The following is an 18,362-nucleotide window of genomic DNA, read 5'->3' as shown; positions in this document are numbered from 1 at the left end:
CATCAGGGTTAAGGGCTTACTCAACCGTTAACGCATCGACAACCTCGGCCACGCTTCTCACGCTGCGGATATTCCCAATCCCCGTGCCGAGCGCGATATACCCTTCATCGGTATTATTTTCCAGCATGCCCAGGCGCAGGCCCCGTAATCCGCCCATCGCCTTGCCCAGCGCTTCGTTGCTTGCGCCAGCTTTATCCATCGCCGCCAGTTTTTCCGCCAGCTTGCCGGGGAGAGAACGATAGTAGTGGGGGACGGTGCGGAAAAGCAGCAGGTCCAGGCCGTTGGCGGCAACAATTTTCTCTTTGACCCCCTGCGGCACGCGGCTTTCTTCGGTACTGATAAACACCGAGCCGGCAAACACGCCTTCTGCCCCTAACGCATGCGCCGCTCTGGCGGTGCGATTATCGGTAATACCGCCCGCCGCCATCACCGGGACGTGCTTCACGGCGTCGGCAATCAGCGGCACGATGGAAAAGGTACCCAGCGCCGTCGCGGGTAACGTCCCACCCTCATCAAAACCGGTGGCGACGATGATGTCTGCCCCCATCTCTTCAGCCAGAAGGGTATTTTCCGGCGTGGGATTGATGTCGCGGTAGATAATGGCGATACCTGCCTCTTTTAACTCATTGAACAGCGCAGGAATAATGCTGCCTTCCCCATAGCCCGTGTACACCACGGCCCTGACGCCTTCCTCTTTTACCACCTTAAGAATTGGCCCGGTCCAGACGTCATTAACGGCGGTGGGGATCAGGTTCACGCCGAAGGGTTTTTCGGTCAGCCGTTTGGTTTTCCGAATTTCTTCCCGCATTTTTTCGGCGGTCTCTTCCGGCGTGGAGACCGCGGTATCGGCGGTTAAACCGGCGTTGGGGCCCAGCACGCCGAGTCCTCCGGCATTGCTGACCGCGGCCACTAAACGGGCATCAGTAAGCCAGGATAACGGTCCCTGAATAACGGGCTTTTCGATACCCAGGATCTGACAGATACGGTTATTTTTCATAGCAGACTCTCCCTTACGTTTGAATGAGGGAGAGTGTAGAGAGGAAGATTGTTAGGAAAAATAGCCAAAAATATTCATCACTGTTATAAAATTAATAACAATCATTTTCTCCCGCTCGCGGCAAGACATCCCTTATGCAAATAAACCTCTTTGAATCTATTCGGATTTTTATTGAAATTGTCGACTCGGGGAGCCTTACCCAGGCGGCAGAGAATCTGCAGGTCCATCGACCGGCAGTGACCAAAGCGCTGCAGCTTCTGGAACAACACAGCGGCACGCGGCTCCTGCAGCGCACCACGCGTCGGATTAGCCTGACGCCGGATGGGGAAGCCTTTTATCGCCGCAGTAAACCTCTGCTGGCGCAGGCGGACGAATTACTGGAGTCGTTTGGCGCCGATCGACCGATACACGGCCAGCTGCGTGTGGATATGCCCATCTCTTTTGCGGCGCTGCGGGTGATACCCAACCTGCCTGATTTTTATCGTCAGCATCCTGATATCGACATCATCCTGAGCAGCTCTGACCGCCGTCGGGATATGCTGCGGGACGGCCTGGACTGCGTGCTGCGGGTGGGCGAGCTGGACGACGGCGACTATATCGCGCGTAAAATCGGGAACATTAAAATCACGACCTGCGCCAGCCCGGCCTGGCTGGCTGAACACGGTACGCCAGAAACGCTGGAGGATTTACGCAAGCATCAGGCGATTAACTGGATTAACAACAGCAGCAGGCACGTTCAGCCGTGGACGTTTACCACGCCAGAGGGCGTTGCGGAGATCGCGCTATCCGGTAAGCTCGTGGTGGATAACTCCGAGGCCTACATCGCGGCAGGCCTGGCCGGGCTGGGGGTAATGCAGGGAATGAATCTCTTTCTCCAGCCTTACATTGACCGTGGCCTGCTGGTTGAGGTCCTGCCTGAATATCGTTCGCCGGACCGCAAACTGTCACTGCTCTACCCACACCGTCATCTCTCCCGCAAGGTACGGGTATTTACCGAATGGCTGGAGAGTCTGGTGTGAAAGCGGCCAGCTCATGGCATAGCGCACCAATCTGCTCCACGGCATTGAGCAGGCGGGGCGTCGGTTCGTTTGCACAGTTTAGCCGCAGAAAGTGCGTGAGTTCTGCGCCAGGGGAAAACAGGGGGCCGGGGCTGACGCCAATACCCCGCGCCAGCGCGCGGCGATGCACCTCCAGCGCGTTGACCTGCGGAGGAAGTTCTACCCACAGCAGAAAGCCAGCTTCGGGGACGTTTACGCGGGTACCGGGGGGAAACTGGCCTTGACCCGCACCACGACGGCGGCGATTCCCTCTGCGATCCGCCGCTTTAGCCGCCGCAGGTGACGGTCGTAGTCGCCGTTTGCCAGCATCTCGCTCGTCGCGGCTTCCAGCAGCGGCGCACCTGCCCACTCTCCGGCCATGCGGGCCTGCAAGACCTGCGGGTAATAGCGTCCGGCGGCAATCCAGCCGATTCGCCACCCCGGCGCAAGCGTTTTAGACAGGGAGCTGCAGTAAATCACATTCCCGTTCTGGTCGAAGGCTTTGCAGGCCGGAGGACGTTGCCCGTCACCGACCAGGTCACCGTAAACGTCGTCCTCAATCAGAGGAAGACCGGCTTCTTCAAGCAGAGCAACCAGTTCCTGCTTGCGCGCGACGGGCATGCTGGCACCCAATGGGTTTTGCACGGTGGGCGAGGCCAGGACGGCCGCGGGACGGTGGCAGCGGATGGCGTCAGCCAGCGGTTCCAGTAACAGACCTTCAGCAGGATCGGTGGGGATTTCTAACGCCTTCAGGCCTAAATCCTCCAGCAGCAGGAGCGTGCCAAAGTAGGCGGGCTGCTCCACCGCCACCACATCACCTGGCTGACACACGGCCCGCAGGGCCAGGCGCAGCGCCTGCGTCGCGCCTGCGGTAATAATCAGATCGTCCGCGCCGAAACGGGCTCCCCACTGTGCAGCACGCGCCGCAATCTTGCTTCGTAAATCACGCCTTCCCGGCGGCAGGCTGTAGCTCTGCCCATGCGCGTCCAGACGACGGCCCACGGAGTGTAACGCCCGCTGTAGCGCCTCCCCGGGCAGCCACGCGGGATCGGGCAGGGCGGCGCCCAGCGGGACCAGGCGGGCTTCTGCGCTGCTGAACAGCGAGCGGGCCACGGCGGACATAGTCACGGGCACCGGGCCCGGCGTGGAACGCGCAGGCTCCGCGCGCGGAGGGAGGCTGATCTGGCGGATGTAATAACCTGAACGCGGTCGCGCAACGATCAGCCCTTCAGCCTCAAGGCAGCGAAGGGCCTCCAGCGCCGTCGGAAGGCTCACGTGCTCGCGTTCGGCCAGTTTACGTGCGGAGATCATCCGGTCACCGACTCGCAATGCGCCTGAAGAGAGCGTGAGGCGCAGACGCTCAGCAATCCGGCGATAGTGTGGGGAGGGGGCAGACATGGGTATCTGTTCAGGCTAATTTTCGATAAAACTGACTATACAGCCAATGATGTGCGCCATCTATAGTGTCCGGCATGTTCAGGACAAGGAGGCATTATGCACAGCGATAATTTCGACATTTCCTCGTATTTCAAACGCATAAACTACACCGGACCGGCGGCGGCCGATACGTCCACCCTGCATGCGCTGATGCGTCATCAGCTCTTTTCTGTTCCCTTTGAAAATCTGGACGTGCAGGCGGGGAAAATTGTCTCGCTGGCACCAGACGACATTGCCGAGAAGGTGTTAAAGAAAGGGCGCGGCGGGTACTGCTATGAGGTGAACGGGCTTTTTGCCATGGCGCTGGAAGCGTTAGGGATACCTTACCGTTTTGTGGCGGCGCGCCCGATGTTCTACCCCGCGCGGCGGCCAAAAACCCATATGGCGCTCATCGCCGAGGTGGAGAGCCGCCAGTGGCTTTGCGATCTCGGGTTCGGCAGCTACGGCATCCGCGCGCCAATGGCGCTGGACACGCTTGACGTGGAAATCACCCAGGACTTCGACACGTTTCGCCTGAGCCGCAGCGCGGAGGGCGAGTATCTGCTCGAGGCGAAGGTGGAAGGCGAATGGGCCCGACAATACGGCTTCGATCTCACGCCTCAGGAGTGGATTGATTTCGTTCCGGCCAACTACCTTAACTCGACGCATCCTGAGGCTATTTTTGTGCAGAAGCGGGTGGTGGTGCAGCACAGCCCGGAAGGACGCCAGATTTTGCTGGGCGATATGCTGAAAACCATCACGGCGAACGGCACTGAAACGCGGCAGCTGGCGGAGGAGGACATCCGCCATGTCCTGAAAGACCGTTTTGCGCTGACCGCCGCGTAATCGGAGAACGATGGGGACTCAGCCCGGCCCGTCGGCTGCGGCTTTGCGCTGAGCCCCCCACTGTAACAGCAGGCTAAACGACGCGGGTAACACGGTCAGCGTCACCAGCGTCGCAGCCAGCAGCCCGCCGATGATGGCATAGGCCATTGGGCCCCAGAAAACCTGGTGAGAGATGGGGATCATGCCCAAAATGGCGGCGCAGGCGGTCAGACAGATGGGTCTGGCCCGGTGCTCCGCGGCCGCCATAATCGCGGCATCATTTGCCATCCCCTGAGCTAGATTGCTGTCAACCTCGCTAATCAATATTACCGCGTTACGCACGATCATCCCTGCCAGGGCGATGACGCCCAGCAGCGCGACAAACCCCATCGGCGTGCCGCCAGGCAGCATAGCCAGCACGATCCCCGGTAAACCAAACGGGGCCATCAGGAGCGCCAGCAGCATCCGGGAATATCGCCGCAGCTGAAGCATCAGCAGCATCAGCATGATGACCAGCGTCACCGGAAGAACGGTAAAGACGGAGCTGTTCCCCTTATCCGATTCGGCAACCGCGCCGCCTTCTTCAATGCTGTAACCTGCGGGCAGGCTCGCGCGCAGTTTATCGACCGCCGGACGCAGCGCGGCGGATACCGCTTCAGCCCTCAGCCCCGGGGCGAGGTCGGTTTGCACCGTGATAAAGGGCACGCGCTGGCGGCGCCAGATGACCGGATCGTCCACGCCCCAGACCGGCGTTGCGACGGCGCTGAGCGGAATTTTTTTACCGTCATTCCCCTGAATCGTGAGTGAGGAGAGGGTGGCGGTGCTCTGGCGCGCGCTGTCCTCGGCCCTGAGCACCACGTCGACAAGGCGGTCATTATCTCTGATGGACGTGACAACGCTGCCGGACCAGACGGTATTCAGCGTGCGGGCAAGGCTTTCTGACGATATTCCCGCCGCTCTGGCCGCCGTCTGATTCACCTTAAGGGTGATGACCCTCTCCGGCTCTCCGGCCGTCTGGTTAACGTCGCGTGAGAACGGGGAGCGGCCAATCGCGTCCGTGAGACGGTTCGCAAGCGCCCGGACCTGCAGATAATCCGGCCCGCTCACCCGGTATTTGATGGGCCAGCCGACGGGAGGCCCCAGCTCAAGGGGCGACACGCGGGTGATGATGTCGCTAAATTGCGTCGCCAGGATCGTGTTGAGCTGTGCGTGCAGACGATCCCGCGCCGCAAGATCCTTCGCGACCACAACCATCTGGGCGATATTTTCATTTTCCAGCAGCACGTCCATCGGCAGGTAAAAACGGATGGCACCTGAGCCAACGTACGTCGAAAAGCGATCGATATTGCTGTTGTCGGCCAGCGCTTTTTCCAGCTTTTCCACCTCTCTGAGCGTTTCCGGGTGCGACGCGTTGGCCGGAAGCGTCAGGCTGACCAACAACTCGGGCCGGTCCGAGGCGGGGAAAAACTCGCCCTGCATAAACGTCGTGCCGTACGCTGACAGCCCCAGCGCGGCAAGCGCAATCAGTACGGTAGCGAGCCGGTGGCGGAGCGCCAGGCGTAAAAGCCGTCCATACCCGCGCGCGATCCGTCCCGGTCCTGCCGCGTGATGTCTGACTTTTTCCGGCAGCAGCCACGTGCCCGTTAGCGGCGAAAACAGGATCGCGACGGCCCAGGAGCAGAGCAGGGCGATGAGCACCACCGCAAACAGGGAGAAGCAGTATTCACCGGCGCTGGAGGCCGCAAAACCAACGGGAATAAAACCGGCAATCATGACCAGAGTACCGGTGAGCATCGGGAAGGCCGTCGTTTTGAATGCATAGGTGGCCGCGAGTCGACGGGAATCCCCCGCTTCCAGTCGGGAGACCATCGTTTCGACGGCGATCATGGCGTCATCCACCAGCAGGCCCAGGGCAATGATCAGCGCCCCGAGCGAGATACGCTGAAGGCCGATGCCGGCGAGCATCATGCCGACAAACGTCATGGCAAGCACCAGCGGAATGGCCGTCGCCACCACCAGTCCGGCCCGCAAACCCAGCGAGACAAATGAAACCGCCAGCACGATAACAACGGCTTCGATAAGTACCCGGATAAACCCGCTTACCGCTTCACTCACCACCGCTGACTGATCGGCGACTTTCACCATCTCAATACCGTGCGGCAGCCCGGCGCTGAGGGCCGCCATTTTTGCGTTCAGCGCAGCACCGAAACGCAGCATGTTGCCTGTCGGCGCCATCGACACCGCCAGTCCGATAGCCGGTTTGCCGTTCACCCGGTAGGCCGGGGCCGGTGGCTCGGCGATTTCCCGGGTGACGGTGGCAATGTCGGTCAGCGGAATATAGCGATTGTTAACGTGCAGCGTGACGGCGCGTAAACTCTCTTCGGTGGTAAGCGCCCCGCTGACCTTTATCGCCATGTTCTCCTGCCCGGTACGCATCGTTCCTGCCGGGACAACGGCGTTTTGCGCCCGGAGGGCGTCGGTAACCTCCTGAATATCCAGCCCCATACCGGCCAGGCGCGCCGGAGAAAAGGCGAGAACCCACTGCTCCTGCTGTTCGCCCAGCAGGGTGGTTTTGCCCATATCCGGCAGAGACATGAGCTCGCGCCGTATTGTCTCTGCGCGATCCCGCACCTCCCGCAGGGTGAAGCCTTCGGGAATAAAGGCGTAAATTGTGCCGAACGTGTCGTCAAACTCGTCATCCACGGCAGGACCCTGCACCCCTTCGGGCAGGGACGGCGCGATGTCCTGCATTTTTTTGCGAACCTGATACCAGATATCGGGCACGCGTTGCGGGGGCGTATCGTCACGGAGGTTGACGTGGATAACGGTGCGTCCGGCACGGGTTTCACTTTCGAGATAGTCCAGCCAGGGCGTTTCCTGCAGCTTTTTTTCAAGGGTATCGGTCAGCAGGCGGGTGGTATCCGTCACGGAGGCTCCCGGCCACTGTGCGGAGACGACGGCCGTTTTAATGGTGAATGCCGGATCTTCGTTACGCGGCAGCTTCTCATAGCAGAACACGCCCATCGCAATCACCAGCAGCATGAAAAAGCTGACCATCTGCTGGTTCTTCAGCGCCCAGGCGGAAAGGTTAAATTGGGCTTCCGATCCTGTGTTCATGGCTGAACCTCTCCGGCCATCACCGGCTCGCCGGGTCGTAATGTGCTCACGCCCGCCGTAATCACCCTGTCGCCGGGCTCAAGGCCGGAGGCAATCATGACGGAGGTGGCCGTATAGCCGACGGGCACCACCACGCGCAGCTGTGTCCGCGACTGCGGGGTAATCACAAAAACCGCCGGTTTGTCGCCGGCTCGGGTCAGCGCCGACGCGGGAAGCGCGTACCCGTGCGGGGCGGCGGAGGGCAACGTTACGGTGACGCTGGCGCCGAGCGCCATGGCCTCCGGCGGGTTTTGCAGGGTGGCTCTGACGCGCCACGTGCGGGTCTGAGGATCGGCCTGCGGGGTCATATCCCGCAGCAGGGCAGACGCCTGTACCGACGGGTCGCTGAGGAGGGAAACCTGCAAAACCGCCTTATCCAGAGGCAGGATCGCATCGGGCGCGGCAATGTCAAACGCCACGTCGCGGGCTTCCCCGGTCGCCAGCGTCAGCACGGACTGGCCGTCGCTGACAACCTGTCCCGCAGAGGCGCTCACGGCCGTGATGACGCCCGCTTGTGGGGCGATCAGGCGCGTCCAGCCGAGACTTTCGCGGGCATTTCGCCATGCGGCCTCGCTGCTTTTTAAGCGCGCGCGGGCGACAAGCCAGTCCGCACGGGCGCTGTCGAGCTGCGTGCGGGCTATCGCGCCCGTTGGCATAAGCTTTTGCATGCGACTGACGTTAAGCGCGGCGACCTGGGCTGAGGCTTTGGCGCCTTCATAGTCGGCCGCGGCGCTGTCGAGCTGGTTTTGCCCGGTCGTATTATCAAGCGTGGCCAGCAGCTGTCCGGCAGTGACCCGGTCGCCAATATCAACGCTACGCGTCAGTATCCGGCCTCCGGTGCGAAAGCTCAGGGTCGTTTCATCGTGGGCATGGATCTCACCGGTTCTTTCCAGCGCGGGAAGGGATTGGGCGGAGCCAACGACGACGTAGCGTACCTTACGCACTGGATCAGGTTTGTTTTCGTGTTTATCACCGCAGCCGGTCAGCGGAAAAATCGCCAGCGCAAGCAGGGCCAGGGGAAGAAAATGCAGCCAGGAAAGGGTGCGCGCCACGCCGTACAAATGATGCAGGCAGTGGCGGAGGGAGAGAAAAAATTCGTCTGACATAACGCCGCTCCATAAAGGGAATGGCGTTATTAAATGCGCGCTACGTCGAGAAAGATTCGATGTTCTGTCAAGGCTTTATCAAGAGGGGAGATTTTCATTATCGGACGGCAGCCAGGGCAACAAAATGCGCACCGCAAGGCCGCCGGTTTCCGGTAATGACGCGCTAATCTCACCCCCATGCGCCTCGCAAATCGCCCGGGCGATGGACAAACCGAGGCCGCTGCCGCCGGAATGCCGCGCGCGGGACTGCTCCTCGCGGCTAAAGCGTTTAAACATTTCCGGTAAGAACTGGGGCGACACGCCCGGCCCGTCATCGGTGAATTCGAGGATGTAATGCCCGCTGGCGTAATGCAGCGCCACCTCAAGGTGGCCGCCCTCGCGCCCGTAGCGTAGTGCATTTTCCATAAGGATAGTAACGACCTGCCCCATACGGAACGCATCGCCCCGGAAGGGGCTGGTGTGCGGGTTACGCAGCGTTATCCTGAAATGATGCGCATCCGCCTGGGGCATGATCCAGGCAGCCCGCTCCTGAATCAGCTCATCCAGACAGAACGGCTGGTCCTCCAGCACAAGGTTACCCGCGTCTGCCAAAGAGAGAAGGTGGAGCTCGTCGGTGAGGCGGTTGAGGTGCTGGAGCTGTTTCATCACCATGCCCAGCTGCGCCGGGCTGGCATCAAACACGCCGTCTAACATGCCCTGCAGACGCCCGATGGCGGCCGTCAGGGGCGAGCGCAGCTCATGCGCCATCGCGACGTGCGAGGCGCGGAGCTCTTTCTCATAGCGGGCAAGTTGTCCCGTCATAGAGTTAAAGTCGGTCGCAAAGCTGACCATTTCTGCCGGTGCATCTTTGATCAGCTCTGCCTGACGGCCAAACTGACCTTCGGCGACATCCTTTGCCGCATCGCGAAGGCGGCTGAACTGCAGTGCCAGCGGGCGGGCGTGTTTGAGCCCCATCACCACAATAAACGGGATCATCACCAGCACCAGCAGGGCCACCGTGACCCAGTCCGCTGAGGCGATGGACGGCGTGGAATAGCTCAGGCCCCACCAGGTGTCCACAATCGAGTGGAAGCGGGCCGGATTGGCCTGCGGGTTCTGGCTGAGCGTCAGAAACTCCTGCCGGACCGCTGGCGGCATCCTGCCCATGATCCAGTAGTTCTGGACCGCATAGCGCAGCCACATGCAGGTGGCAATAACGATCACGCTGCCGATGGCCAGCGCTAAGATGCGCGCGCAAATCCAGCGCCACAGAGAGGCGTGCCGATTTTTTATCATGGCTGTCTGAACCTGTAACCCACGCCGCGCACGTTGATCAGCACGCCGGAAATACCCACAGCTTCGAGTTTTTTACGCAGGTTATAAATATGGGTGTCCACCACGCGCTCCAGCGCCTCGCTTTCCGGCAAACAGTGTTCCAGTAAATACTGGCGGGAGAACGGGTGCGCAGGCGAGCGCAGCAGCGTTGCCAGAAGCGAGAATTCCGTTGGCGTAAGATCGAGCATCACAGGCGCGTCGTCGCCGTTGTCCACGCACGCCACAATGGCGGCGACATCCACCGCCAGCGTTTGCCAGCGAAGGATCTTTTCCTCTGTCTCTTTTTTACTGCTGCGCCGCAGCACCGCCTGCACCCGCGCCACCACTTCGCCCGGATGATAAGGCTTCACCACGTAATCATCGGCACCGTAACGCAGGGCGCCAATGCGATCGGGAGTATCCCCCATGGCCGTGACCATGATCACCGGCACATCGCTTTTACGACGCAGGCCCGCCAGCACCTCGGTGCCGTTAAGTCCCGGCAGCATCACGTCCAGCAGGATGAGGTCGGGCTTCCACCGCTGCGCCATATCCAGCCCGGAAAGACCGTCTCCGGTAATGGTCACGTCGTAATTTTCACGCCGTAAATAGGCTTCGAGCACGCCAGCCGCGTCGGCGTCATCTTCAATAATCAACACTCTTCTGGATAACATCCGTTCACCTTGACCATTTCTTAACACTATCCCGACGATTCATTGATTCAGCCAAATCATACTGCGCCAACATTGTGTGGCTGTCCCAGTCTCAGGAGACGCCAGCGTCTGTAAGGAGAGCAGTATGATAGCGATAAAAAAAGTCCTGTATATGTCCGTCCCGCTTCTGATGGTCGTGGCATCCGCCGCGCAGGCGGATGATGACACCGCGTCTGATTCCTTAACCGTCGGGCTGGGAGGGCAATATGCCCCGCGTTACTCAGGCTCAGACAAGCAGGTATGGCAGGTGGTTCCTGTGCTGCAGGGACGCAAAGGTGCTTTCTTTGTTGATGCACAAAAAGGGGTGGGATATGACCTGCAAAACGACAGCGGCTGGTATTTCGAACACACGCTGGGCTACGACCCCGGAAGGGCTGATAAAAATTCTGGCTGGCGCGAGGGGGCAAACAACCTGAAAGGGATGGGGGATATTGATGCCACCCTGAATACCGGCCTTGCCGTGGGCTGGCAGGCTGCGCCATGGCTGAGCATGGAAGGCAAAGCGACGCTGCCGTTAACCGACAGTCAGGGGGCAAGCTATCAGGCCTCCGTTACGCTGATCCCGGTACAAAATAACCAGGACACGATAGCCTTTCAGTCTGCGGCCCTGTTTGGCGACAGCCGTTACCTGAATACCTGGTATGGGGTCAGTGAGCAGCAGAGCCGCCGCACCGGCTATCGCCGCTATGCTGCGCCAGGTGGATTTTACGGCGTCGACACCAGCCTGACCTGGAGCCATCAGTTCGATGCTCACTGGGGAACGGTCCTCAGCGCGGACTATACCTGGCTTGGCGACCATGCCAATCAAAGCCCGATCGTGATGCGGCGTAATGAGGGGTCTGCAACCGCCGCTATCACCTGGACATTCTAAATTCGCGGATCATGATGTGAGCGAGGGGGCGAGAGGTTTATTTCTTTTTATCCATCATCGCTTTCAAATCGGCAAACGGGTTAAACGTGGCGACGCCCACGTCTTTTTGCGCGTCTTCCCCGGCCACCACGGTGGTGCCGTACTGATCCGCTTCGGTGTATTTCGAATGCTCATGATCGTGGCAAAACAGGCACAACAGCTCCCAGTTGCTGCCATCTTCCGGGTTGTTGGTATGGTCGTGATCGATATGGTGAACCGTGAGTTCACGCAGATTGGAATAGACAAACTCGCGCGAGCAGCGTCCACACACCCATGGATAAATTTTTAATGCTTTTTCGCGATAGCCGCTTTCCAGCCGCGCGTAGTTTTTGGGGATCAAAGCCATTGCCGGTTTTACCTGCCATGAAAAGAGTGGGGGAAGAGTATATCCCATAACATTGCGTCGTGACGAACCCGTCAGTTATGTCAATTTATTTGAACCATTCCGTTAAATAAACGGCATTTATTCTTACCGGGTAATGCGTAAAGTGGACAGAACGCAACGCATTATCAGGACACAGGGTTATGAAAAAGATCGGATTTTTATCCTTTGGTCACTGGACGCCTTCACCGCAGTCCGGCACGCGCTCGGCGGCCGATACGCTGCTGCAGTCCATCGATTTAGCCGTGGCGGCTGAAGAGCTGGGGGCAGACGGCGCCTATTTCCGCGTGCACCACTTCGCCCGACAGCTTAGCTCGCCGTTCCCTCTGCTGGCCGCTATAGGGGCAAAAACAAAAACCATCGAAATTGGCACCGGCGTAATCGACATGCGCTATGAAAATCCGATGTACATGGCCGAAGATGCGGGCGCGGCGGATCTGATTTCCGGCGGTCGCCTGCAGCTGGGCATCAGCCGGGGCTCACCGGAGCAGGTTATTGATGGCTGGCGGCATTTCGGCTATGTCCCGCAGGAAGGGGAAAACGAGTCGGATATGGCGCGTCGTCATACCGAGGTGCTGCTTGAGGTGCTGCGTGGGGAAGGGTTTGCCAAACCGAACCCACAGCCAATGTTCCCCAATCCACCGGGGCTGCTGCGTCTGGAGCCTTATTCAGAAGGGCTGCGCGAGCGTATCTGGTGGGGCGCGGGTTCTAATGCGACGGCGGTATGGGCGGCAAAACTGGGCATGAACCTGCAAAGCTCAACGCTGAAGGACGATGAAACCGGCGAGCCGTTCCATATTCAGCAGGCAAAACAGATCCGCGCGTACCGTCAGGCCTGGAAAGACGCAGGGCATACGCGCGAGCCGCGCGTGTCGGTTAGCCGCAGTATTTTTGCGCTGATGGACGACCGTGACCGGATGTATTTCGGTGCCAGCCGCAACGACAGCGATAGCGTGGGTTATCTTGATGAGAAAACGCGCGCCATCTTCGGGCGCAGCTATGCCGCGGAGCCGGACAAGCTGGTTGAACAGCTGAAAAAAGACGAGGCGATTACCGAGGCGGATACGCTCTTACTGACCGTACCGAACCAGCTGGGGGTGGATTATAATGCGCACGTGATTGAGTCTATTCTCAAACATGTCGCACCGGCAATGGGCTGGCGCGAGTAGTTCCGCTATCAGCCTTGAGATCGTAATGGAAAACCTGGCCCTCTGGTATCGCCGGTTTGGCGAGCCAGACTCTGTTCTGCAACCTGAAAACGCGCCGCTGGGCGCGCTTGCGCCCGGACAGCTCCGCGTGCGGATGCTGTTTTCTCCGGTCAACGCGTCCGATCTTATCCCCATCACCGGTGCCTATCGCCACCGAACCCCGTTACCCGCCGTCGCGGGGTATGAAGGTGTCGGGGTTGTCACCGGGGCGCCCGCCTCGTTTAAGCATCTGGTGGGTAAGCGCGTCCTGCCGCTGCGCGGTCAGGGCACCTGGCAGCGCTATGTGGACTGTCCGGCAGAGTATGCGATACCCGTTCCGGACGCTGTCGACTCGCGCCTGGCCGCGCGGGCCTACATCAACCCGCTGGCGGCGCAGATGATGCTGACCCGCTACCCGCCGCGCGGAAAGCGGGTCTTGCTCACGGCTGCGGGATCCGATTGCGCCATCCTGCTGGGGCAGTGGGCGCGTCAGGCGGGGGCGGAAGCGGTGTACGGCATTCACCGTTCCGCCGTGCATGCTGAACGGCTGGAGGCGATGGGGATCACGCCTGTCGCGCAGCATGACGCGCACAGAATCGGCGCCGTCGCCGCACGCAGCGATATCGTCTACGATGCCACCGGCGGGCCGCTTGCGGAAGCGATCCTCAGCGTGATGCCCGAGCCGGGCATGTTTGTTTGCTACGGGCTGCTGTCCGGGCAAGCCTTTACACAGCGGCGGCCTGCGCCGCGCGTGGCGTGGTTCCATATCCGAAACGGTCTGGATGCGCTCAGCGTTGAGGCGTGGCGCGCGGAGTTCGAGCGCATCTGGCTGAGGTTGCCCGACAGTGAGTACAGCGACGTTACGGTGTACCCGCTGGCGGAGTGGCGAAGGGCGCTCAGCGCTTATCGTGAAGGTGGAAGGACCCGCAAGCCCCTCCTGTCGATGGCAGAATGACGGCTATTTATGACTCATATCGCTCAGCAGCACGGCGATACTTTGCCCGCCCGCCGTCTGCTCCAGACCAATCTTGACGATGATGGTGAGCGGAACGGAGAGCAGCATCCCAACGGGCCCGAGCAGCCAGCCCCAGAATATCAGGGACAAAAAGACCACCAGCGTGGACAGCCCCAGGCCCCGGCCCATCATGCGCGGTTCCAGTATGTTACCGAACACCAGATTGATGACCAGGTATCCGGCCAGCAGGATCAGCGCGTCATAAAGCCCGCTGAAAACCAGCACCTGAAGGATAGGGGGGATCGCCGCCAGCACGGAGCCGATGTTGGGAATGTAGTTAAGCGCAAACGCCAGTAACCCCCAGACGAACGCAAAGCGGACGTCCAGCGCCAGAAGCATCACCCAGACGACAACGCCCGTCACCAGGCTAATGGCCGTTTTCAGCACCAGATAGCGGGAGACGCTGTCCAGCGCGCGTTGGATCGCCCCCATTCCTTCAACCGGACGGACCATGATCTGCTGCAGCTTTGCCGGCAGCTGGGGCACCTCCAGCAGCATGAACACCACCGTTAAGAACAGCAGGAAAATAGAGGTCATGGCGTTGGAAAGCTGCGTCAGCAGGCTGGTGACGATCGTCATCGCCGCATTGGGGTCGATATATTTCAGGAGTTCCTCAACCGAGACTTCGATCCCCGCGCGCTGCAGCCAGGGCTCCAGCTGCAGGAGGGGGATCGCCAGCGAAGAGCGATATTTCGGCAGCGTTCGCGCCAGTTCATTGAGCGAGGTGCCCAGATAAGCGACCAGCAGCACCATCGCCACAATAATGATGCTGATAAGCAGCGTGATGGCCAGCACGCGTGGGATGCGAAGCCGCGTCATGCGCTGCACCAGCGGGTTGAGGATCACCGCAATAAACAGGGCCAGAATAAAGGGCACAATAATGTCGGCGGCAAAGCGCACGCCTGTCAATATAATCACCAGCATGCCCAGCATGATGACAATTTTTAACCCGTTCAGGGTAATGATGGGTTTAGCCATGGTGACTCCGCAATTTTCGTTATTTTTATAATAAAGGTGAAAGGCGTTGCAATAAACTAACCAAAATCAAACGGGGTGGGTAAAGAATTGCAAAGACTTTGAGTAAAATCCTGGCTTATGGTACAAATTCGGTGTGTTTAACTACCGAGGACAATTTTCATCCGCAAAGACGAGAAGCAACAACGCGGATAATTGTAATTTTATGGACAATATGTTCAGGACGTACTCTTCAAACAATACTGCTGTATACTTCACCTCTTTCTGCCTGCTTTCTGGTGAGCAACACTGGCGCACCGCACTCTAGTCATTTCTTCTGCCTGAGCTGGCGCTAAGCGCTTAGCTGACTGATTTCAATTCGTATTTTTGGGTTTGCTGCACGCAGCGGGCCACGATGGATTATATTCTCAAGCAGGAGAAAAACATGTTTTACTGGATTTTATTAGCACTGGCTATTATTGCTGAAATTACCGGCACGCTGTCGATGAAGTGGGCAAGCGTCAGCGATGGCAATACTGGTTTTATTTTGATGCTGGTGATGATTTCGCTTTCTTATATTTTCCTCTCATTTGCGGTGAAAAAAATTGCGCTGGGCGTCGCGTATGCCCTGTGGGAAGGGATCGGTATTTTGTTGATTACGCTGTTCAGCGTTCTGATATTTGACGAAACATTAACAACAATGAAGGTCGCCGGATTAACGACGCTGGTCGCGGGTATTGTGCTGATTAAATCAGGTACCCGTAAGCCGTCTAAAGTGCAGAAGGAGCAGAACCATGCAACAGTTTGAGTGGGTTCATGCGGCCTGGCTGGGGTTCGCCATCGTGCTGGAAATTCTGGCGAACGTTCTGCTGAAATTCTCCGATGGTTTTCGCCGTAAGCTCTACGGCCTGATGTCGATTGCCGCGGTTCTGGGCGCGTTCAGCGCGCTGTCCCAGGCGGTAAAAGGGATTGACCTGTCGGTGGCCTATGCGCTGTGGGGCGGTTTTGGTATCGCCGCCACGCTGGCCGCAGGCTGGGTGCTCTTCGGTCAGCGTTTAAATAACAAGGGCTGGATGGGACTCATCTTGCTGCTTGCCGGTATGATTATGATAAAACTCGCCTGACGCTCATAAAGCCATCCTTTACAGGCAGCGAAATTCGCTGCCTGTATTACGCTTAGAAAAGCAAAACCCTGAAGAGGATGGCGGATGTATCGCACATTAAGCTGGCGCAATATTCCCACCGCGAGAACGTTGTTTGCCATGGTCTTTATGGCGGGCATCGGCTTAATCATCTCCGTCGTCGCACTCCTCTATCTTTCCCTGCATCTTATCAGCACCAAAACCAATGAAATTGATGAACATCGCGCGGCGCTTTCCGTACAGGGGGCCATTCAGACATCGGTCAACCGCGTCTCCTCGCTGGTGCTGGATAACGCCGTCTGGGACGATGCGGTGCGGGAGGCCTACCGTCCCACGCTCGATACCAACTGGTTGTATAACACCTGGGGCGCCGGCTTTAAAATCAACAACCTCTATGATGGCACCTTCGTGCTTGATGAGCATTTCAACGTCATCTGGGGATCGTTTCAAAGTCAGCCATTTCAGGAGACGAATCTCGATTTTTTCGGTAAGGGGCTGAAGGCGCTTATTGCTCAGCACGCGCGCGCCTTATCAGGCGATAAAAATATCTATGCCGGGATCAGCAAAACGCGAAGCGGCGTCGCCTTTGTGGGCATTGGGCTGATTCGCCCGATGGTCGGAAGATTACAGGTTACCGACGGAACGCGCCGCTATCTGGTAATCACCCGTCATCTGAACGCCAGAATTTTATCCGACCTGGGGTCGACCTTTCAGATCGATAACCTGCACTTTACGCCGGATAAAATTAACGAGCTGAGTATGCCGCTGCGCAGCTCGGCAGGGGAGCTGCTGGGCTATCTTAACTGGCAGGCACGGCTTCCGGGAGCGCAGGCCGCCCGGGCGGCATCCTCTGATATCACCCAGATTGTCGTGCTGGCATCGGCCCTGATCCTGCTCTTTATTCTGGTGAGCAGCGTGGGGCTGTACAAGCTTGCGCGCGGAGAAAGCCAGGCGCGTCTGGTGGCCAGAACGGACTGGCTAAGCCATCTGCCGAACCGGCGAGCGCTCATCGAGGCGCTGGATCGGGTGAGCTTACGCGGAGATATCGACGTCAAAAGCGTGGTGTTTATCGATCTGGATGGCTTTAAAGACGTGAATGACATCTACGGCCACAGCGTGGGTGACGATCTCATCGTGGCGATTGCGAAAACGCTGAGTGAACGCGTGCCGCCGGGGGGAATGCTGGCGCGTATGGGCGGGGATGAGTTTGCCATGACAATCGGCGGTGATAAGGCAGAGACACAGGCCACCGCTTTTGCCGTGTCGGTGCTGGATTCTCTCTCCGCCCCGATTCAGCTGGGGGAACGCACCATCCATATCGGGGCCAGTATCGGGATCGCCAGCGGAACCCTGATTGAATGCACCAGTTCCGAGCTGTTTCGTCGCGCCGATATTGCCATGTACCATGCCAAAATGAGCGGGAAAGGGCGTATCACCCACTACGACGCCGAGCTGAACAGCGCCCGTGAGCGCAAGCTGGCGATTGAAAATCAGATCCGTAACGGTCTGGAGCGCGATGAGTTTGAGGTCTGGTATCAGCCGATTATTGACGCCCGCAGCCAGAAAATGAACAGCGTCGAAGCGTTAGTCCGCTGGCCGCGTCGCCCGGAAGGGCCGCTGGGCCCGGATACCTTCATCGCCATCGCGGAGACCAGCGGTCTGATTTACAAACTGGGCCAGTTTGTGTTGCAGCGCGCCTGTCGGGACCTCCAGCCATACGGTGACTTAACGCTTTCCGTTAATATTTCTCCCGCACAATTCCGCGATCCCGCCTTCGAAGACAAAGTGGCCAGCGTGCTGGAGACCACCCATTTCCCTGCCAACCGACTGCAGCTGGAGGTCACGGAGTCCTATGTGCTGGAAAACCCGGAGCGTGCCCGCATGGCGATAGCCAATCTTAAAGCGCTGGGCACCGCGGTGGCGCTGGACGACTTTGGCACCGGCTATTCCAGCATTGGCTATTTGCGGCGTTTTAACTTCGACACCATCAAGATTGATAAATCGCTGGCCGGGCTGGTGGACCACGATGAACAGGCGGCCGCGCTGGTGAGCGGCACGGTGCGGATCGCCAACGCGCTGGGGATGGCGGTGGTCGCCGAAGGGGTCGAAACCGAAAGACAAATGAAACTGCTGCGGCTGGCTGGCTGCGATCAACTGCAGGGTTTCTGGTTCAGCCAGCCGATGCCGATTGAGTCAATCAGGGCATTACATCAGGTCAGACGATGCTGA

At 59.0% G+C, this 18,362-nt stretch carries 16 protein-coding genes and 1 pseudogene; 9 read left to right on the top strand and 8 right to left on the bottom strand.

The window, feature by feature from the left end:
* Positions 1–16: 16 nt before the first annotated feature.
* Positions 17–997 (bottom strand): NAD(P)H-dependent flavin oxidoreductase, encoded by a 981-nt coding sequence (locus C6A40_RS04450; RefSeq protein WP_023343995.1) that lies wholly within the window; start codon positions 995–997, stop codon positions 17–19.
* A gap of 134 nt (positions 998–1,131) precedes the next feature.
* Between C6A40_RS04450 and C6A40_RS04445 the strand changes: the two genes are divergently transcribed.
* Positions 1,132–2,016, top strand: a complete 885-nt coding sequence (locus tag C6A40_RS04445; protein ID WP_045336031.1) for a LysR family transcriptional regulator — start codon at positions 1,132–1,134, stop codon at positions 2,014–2,016.
* Here C6A40_RS04445 and C6A40_RS04440 read toward each other — a convergent pair.
* A pseudogene (locus C6A40_RS04440) lies at positions 1,988–3,432 on the bottom strand (aminotransferase-like domain-containing protein). The gene C6A40_RS04445 and the pseudogene C6A40_RS04440 sit on opposite strands and share 29 nt — an antisense overlap.
* A 96-nt stretch (positions 3,433–3,528) precedes the next feature.
* Here C6A40_RS04440 and C6A40_RS04435 point away from each other — a divergent pair.
* On the top strand, positions 3,529–4,296 hold the full coding sequence (locus C6A40_RS04435; protein ID WP_045336029.1) for an arylamine N-acetyltransferase family protein: 768 nt from the start codon (positions 3,529–3,531) through the stop codon (positions 4,294–4,296).
* Between the two features lie 18 nt (positions 4,297–4,314).
* On the opposite strand, the gene C6A40_RS04430 is transcribed toward C6A40_RS04435, so the two are convergent.
* The 4 genes from C6A40_RS04430 to C6A40_RS04415 form a co-directional block, all read right to left on the bottom strand.
* A complete protein-coding gene (locus tag C6A40_RS04430) occupies positions 4,315–7,392 on the bottom strand; it encodes an efflux RND transporter permease subunit (protein ID WP_045336026.1) in 3,078 nt (1,025 codons plus the stop codon).
* Positions 7,389–8,537: an efflux RND transporter periplasmic adaptor subunit gene (locus C6A40_RS04425; RefSeq protein ID WP_045336024.1), complete on the bottom strand. Its 1,149-nt coding sequence runs from the start codon at positions 8,535–8,537 to the stop codon at positions 7,389–7,391. Before C6A40_RS04425 ends, C6A40_RS04430 begins: the two co-directional genes overlap by 4 nt.
* Before the next feature lie 78 nt (positions 8,538–8,615).
* Positions 8,616–9,812, bottom strand: a complete 1,197-nt coding sequence (locus tag C6A40_RS04420) for a sensor histidine kinase (RefSeq protein ID WP_045336021.1) — start codon at positions 9,810–9,812, stop codon at positions 8,616–8,618.
* On the bottom strand, positions 9,809–10,504 hold the full coding sequence (locus tag C6A40_RS04415; protein ID WP_008500520.1) for a response regulator: 696 nt from the start codon (positions 10,502–10,504) through the stop codon (positions 9,809–9,811). The genes C6A40_RS04420 and C6A40_RS04415 overlap by 4 nt, the downstream gene beginning before the upstream one ends.
* A 124-nt stretch (positions 10,505–10,628) precedes the next feature.
* Between C6A40_RS04415 and C6A40_RS04410 the strand changes: the two genes are divergently transcribed.
* Positions 10,629–11,414 (top strand): MipA/OmpV family protein, encoded by a 786-nt coding sequence (locus C6A40_RS04410; protein WP_045336019.1) that lies wholly within the window; start codon positions 10,629–10,631, stop codon positions 11,412–11,414.
* A 37-nt stretch (positions 11,415–11,451) separates the two neighbouring features.
* Here C6A40_RS04410 and yajD read toward each other — a convergent pair whose 3' ends face one another.
* Positions 11,452–11,799: an HNH nuclease YajD gene (gene yajD / locus C6A40_RS04405; RefSeq protein ID WP_003857471.1), complete on the bottom strand. Its 348-nt coding sequence runs from the start codon at positions 11,797–11,799 to the stop codon at positions 11,452–11,454.
* Between the two features lie 179 nt (positions 11,800–11,978).
* Between yajD and C6A40_RS04400 the strand changes: the two genes are divergently transcribed.
* Together C6A40_RS04400 and C6A40_RS04395 are read left to right on the top strand one after the other, a co-directional pair.
* Positions 11,979–13,004: an LLM class flavin-dependent oxidoreductase gene (locus C6A40_RS04400; RefSeq protein WP_049121949.1), complete on the top strand. Its 1,026-nt coding sequence runs from the start codon at positions 11,979–11,981 to the stop codon at positions 13,002–13,004.
* Between the two features lie 25 nt (positions 13,005–13,029).
* Positions 13,030–13,977, top strand: coding sequence for a zinc-dependent alcohol dehydrogenase family protein (locus C6A40_RS04395; protein WP_045336014.1), 948 nt, complete (start codon positions 13,030–13,032; stop codon positions 13,975–13,977).
* A gap of 3 nt (positions 13,978–13,980) precedes the next feature.
* Here C6A40_RS04395 and C6A40_RS04390 read toward each other — a convergent pair whose 3' ends face one another.
* Entirely contained in the window at positions 13,981–15,015 is a 1,035-nt protein-coding gene (locus C6A40_RS04390) for an AI-2E family transporter (RefSeq protein WP_023617736.1), read from the bottom strand.
* Between the two features lie 133 nt (positions 15,016–15,148).
* Here C6A40_RS04390 and C6A40_RS25585 point away from each other — a divergent pair, with 133 nt between their 5' ends.
* The 4 genes from C6A40_RS25585 (at position 15,149) to C6A40_RS04375 (ending at position 18,362) form a co-directional block, all read left to right on the top strand.
* Complete coding sequence (locus C6A40_RS25585; protein WP_088728389.1) at positions 15,149–15,319, top strand: protein YdgV; 171 nt, start codon at positions 15,149–15,151, stop codon at positions 15,317–15,319.
* 117 nt (positions 15,320–15,436) lie between these two features.
* On the top strand, positions 15,437–15,799 hold the full coding sequence (gene mdtJ / locus C6A40_RS04385) for a multidrug/spermidine efflux SMR transporter subunit MdtJ (RefSeq protein WP_008502463.1): 363 nt from the start codon (positions 15,437–15,439) through the stop codon (positions 15,797–15,799).
* On the top strand, positions 15,786–16,115 hold the full coding sequence (gene mdtI / locus C6A40_RS04380; protein ID WP_008502462.1) for a multidrug/spermidine efflux SMR transporter subunit MdtI: 330 nt from the start codon (positions 15,786–15,788) through the stop codon (positions 16,113–16,115). Before mdtJ ends, mdtI begins: the two co-directional genes overlap by 14 nt.
* An 84-nt stretch (positions 16,116–16,199) precedes the next feature.
* Positions 16,200–18,362 (top strand): bifunctional diguanylate cyclase/phosphodiesterase, encoded by a 2,163-nt coding sequence (locus C6A40_RS04375; protein ID WP_045336010.1) that lies wholly within the window; start codon positions 16,200–16,202, stop codon positions 18,360–18,362.

The organism is Enterobacter sp. GER_MD16_1505_Eko_090, from assembly GCF_003331015.1.
GTDB lineage: Bacteria > Pseudomonadota > Gammaproteobacteria > Enterobacterales > Enterobacteriaceae > Enterobacter > Enterobacter roggenkampii.
This window is presented reverse-complemented; position numbering and strand designations above follow the sequence as displayed.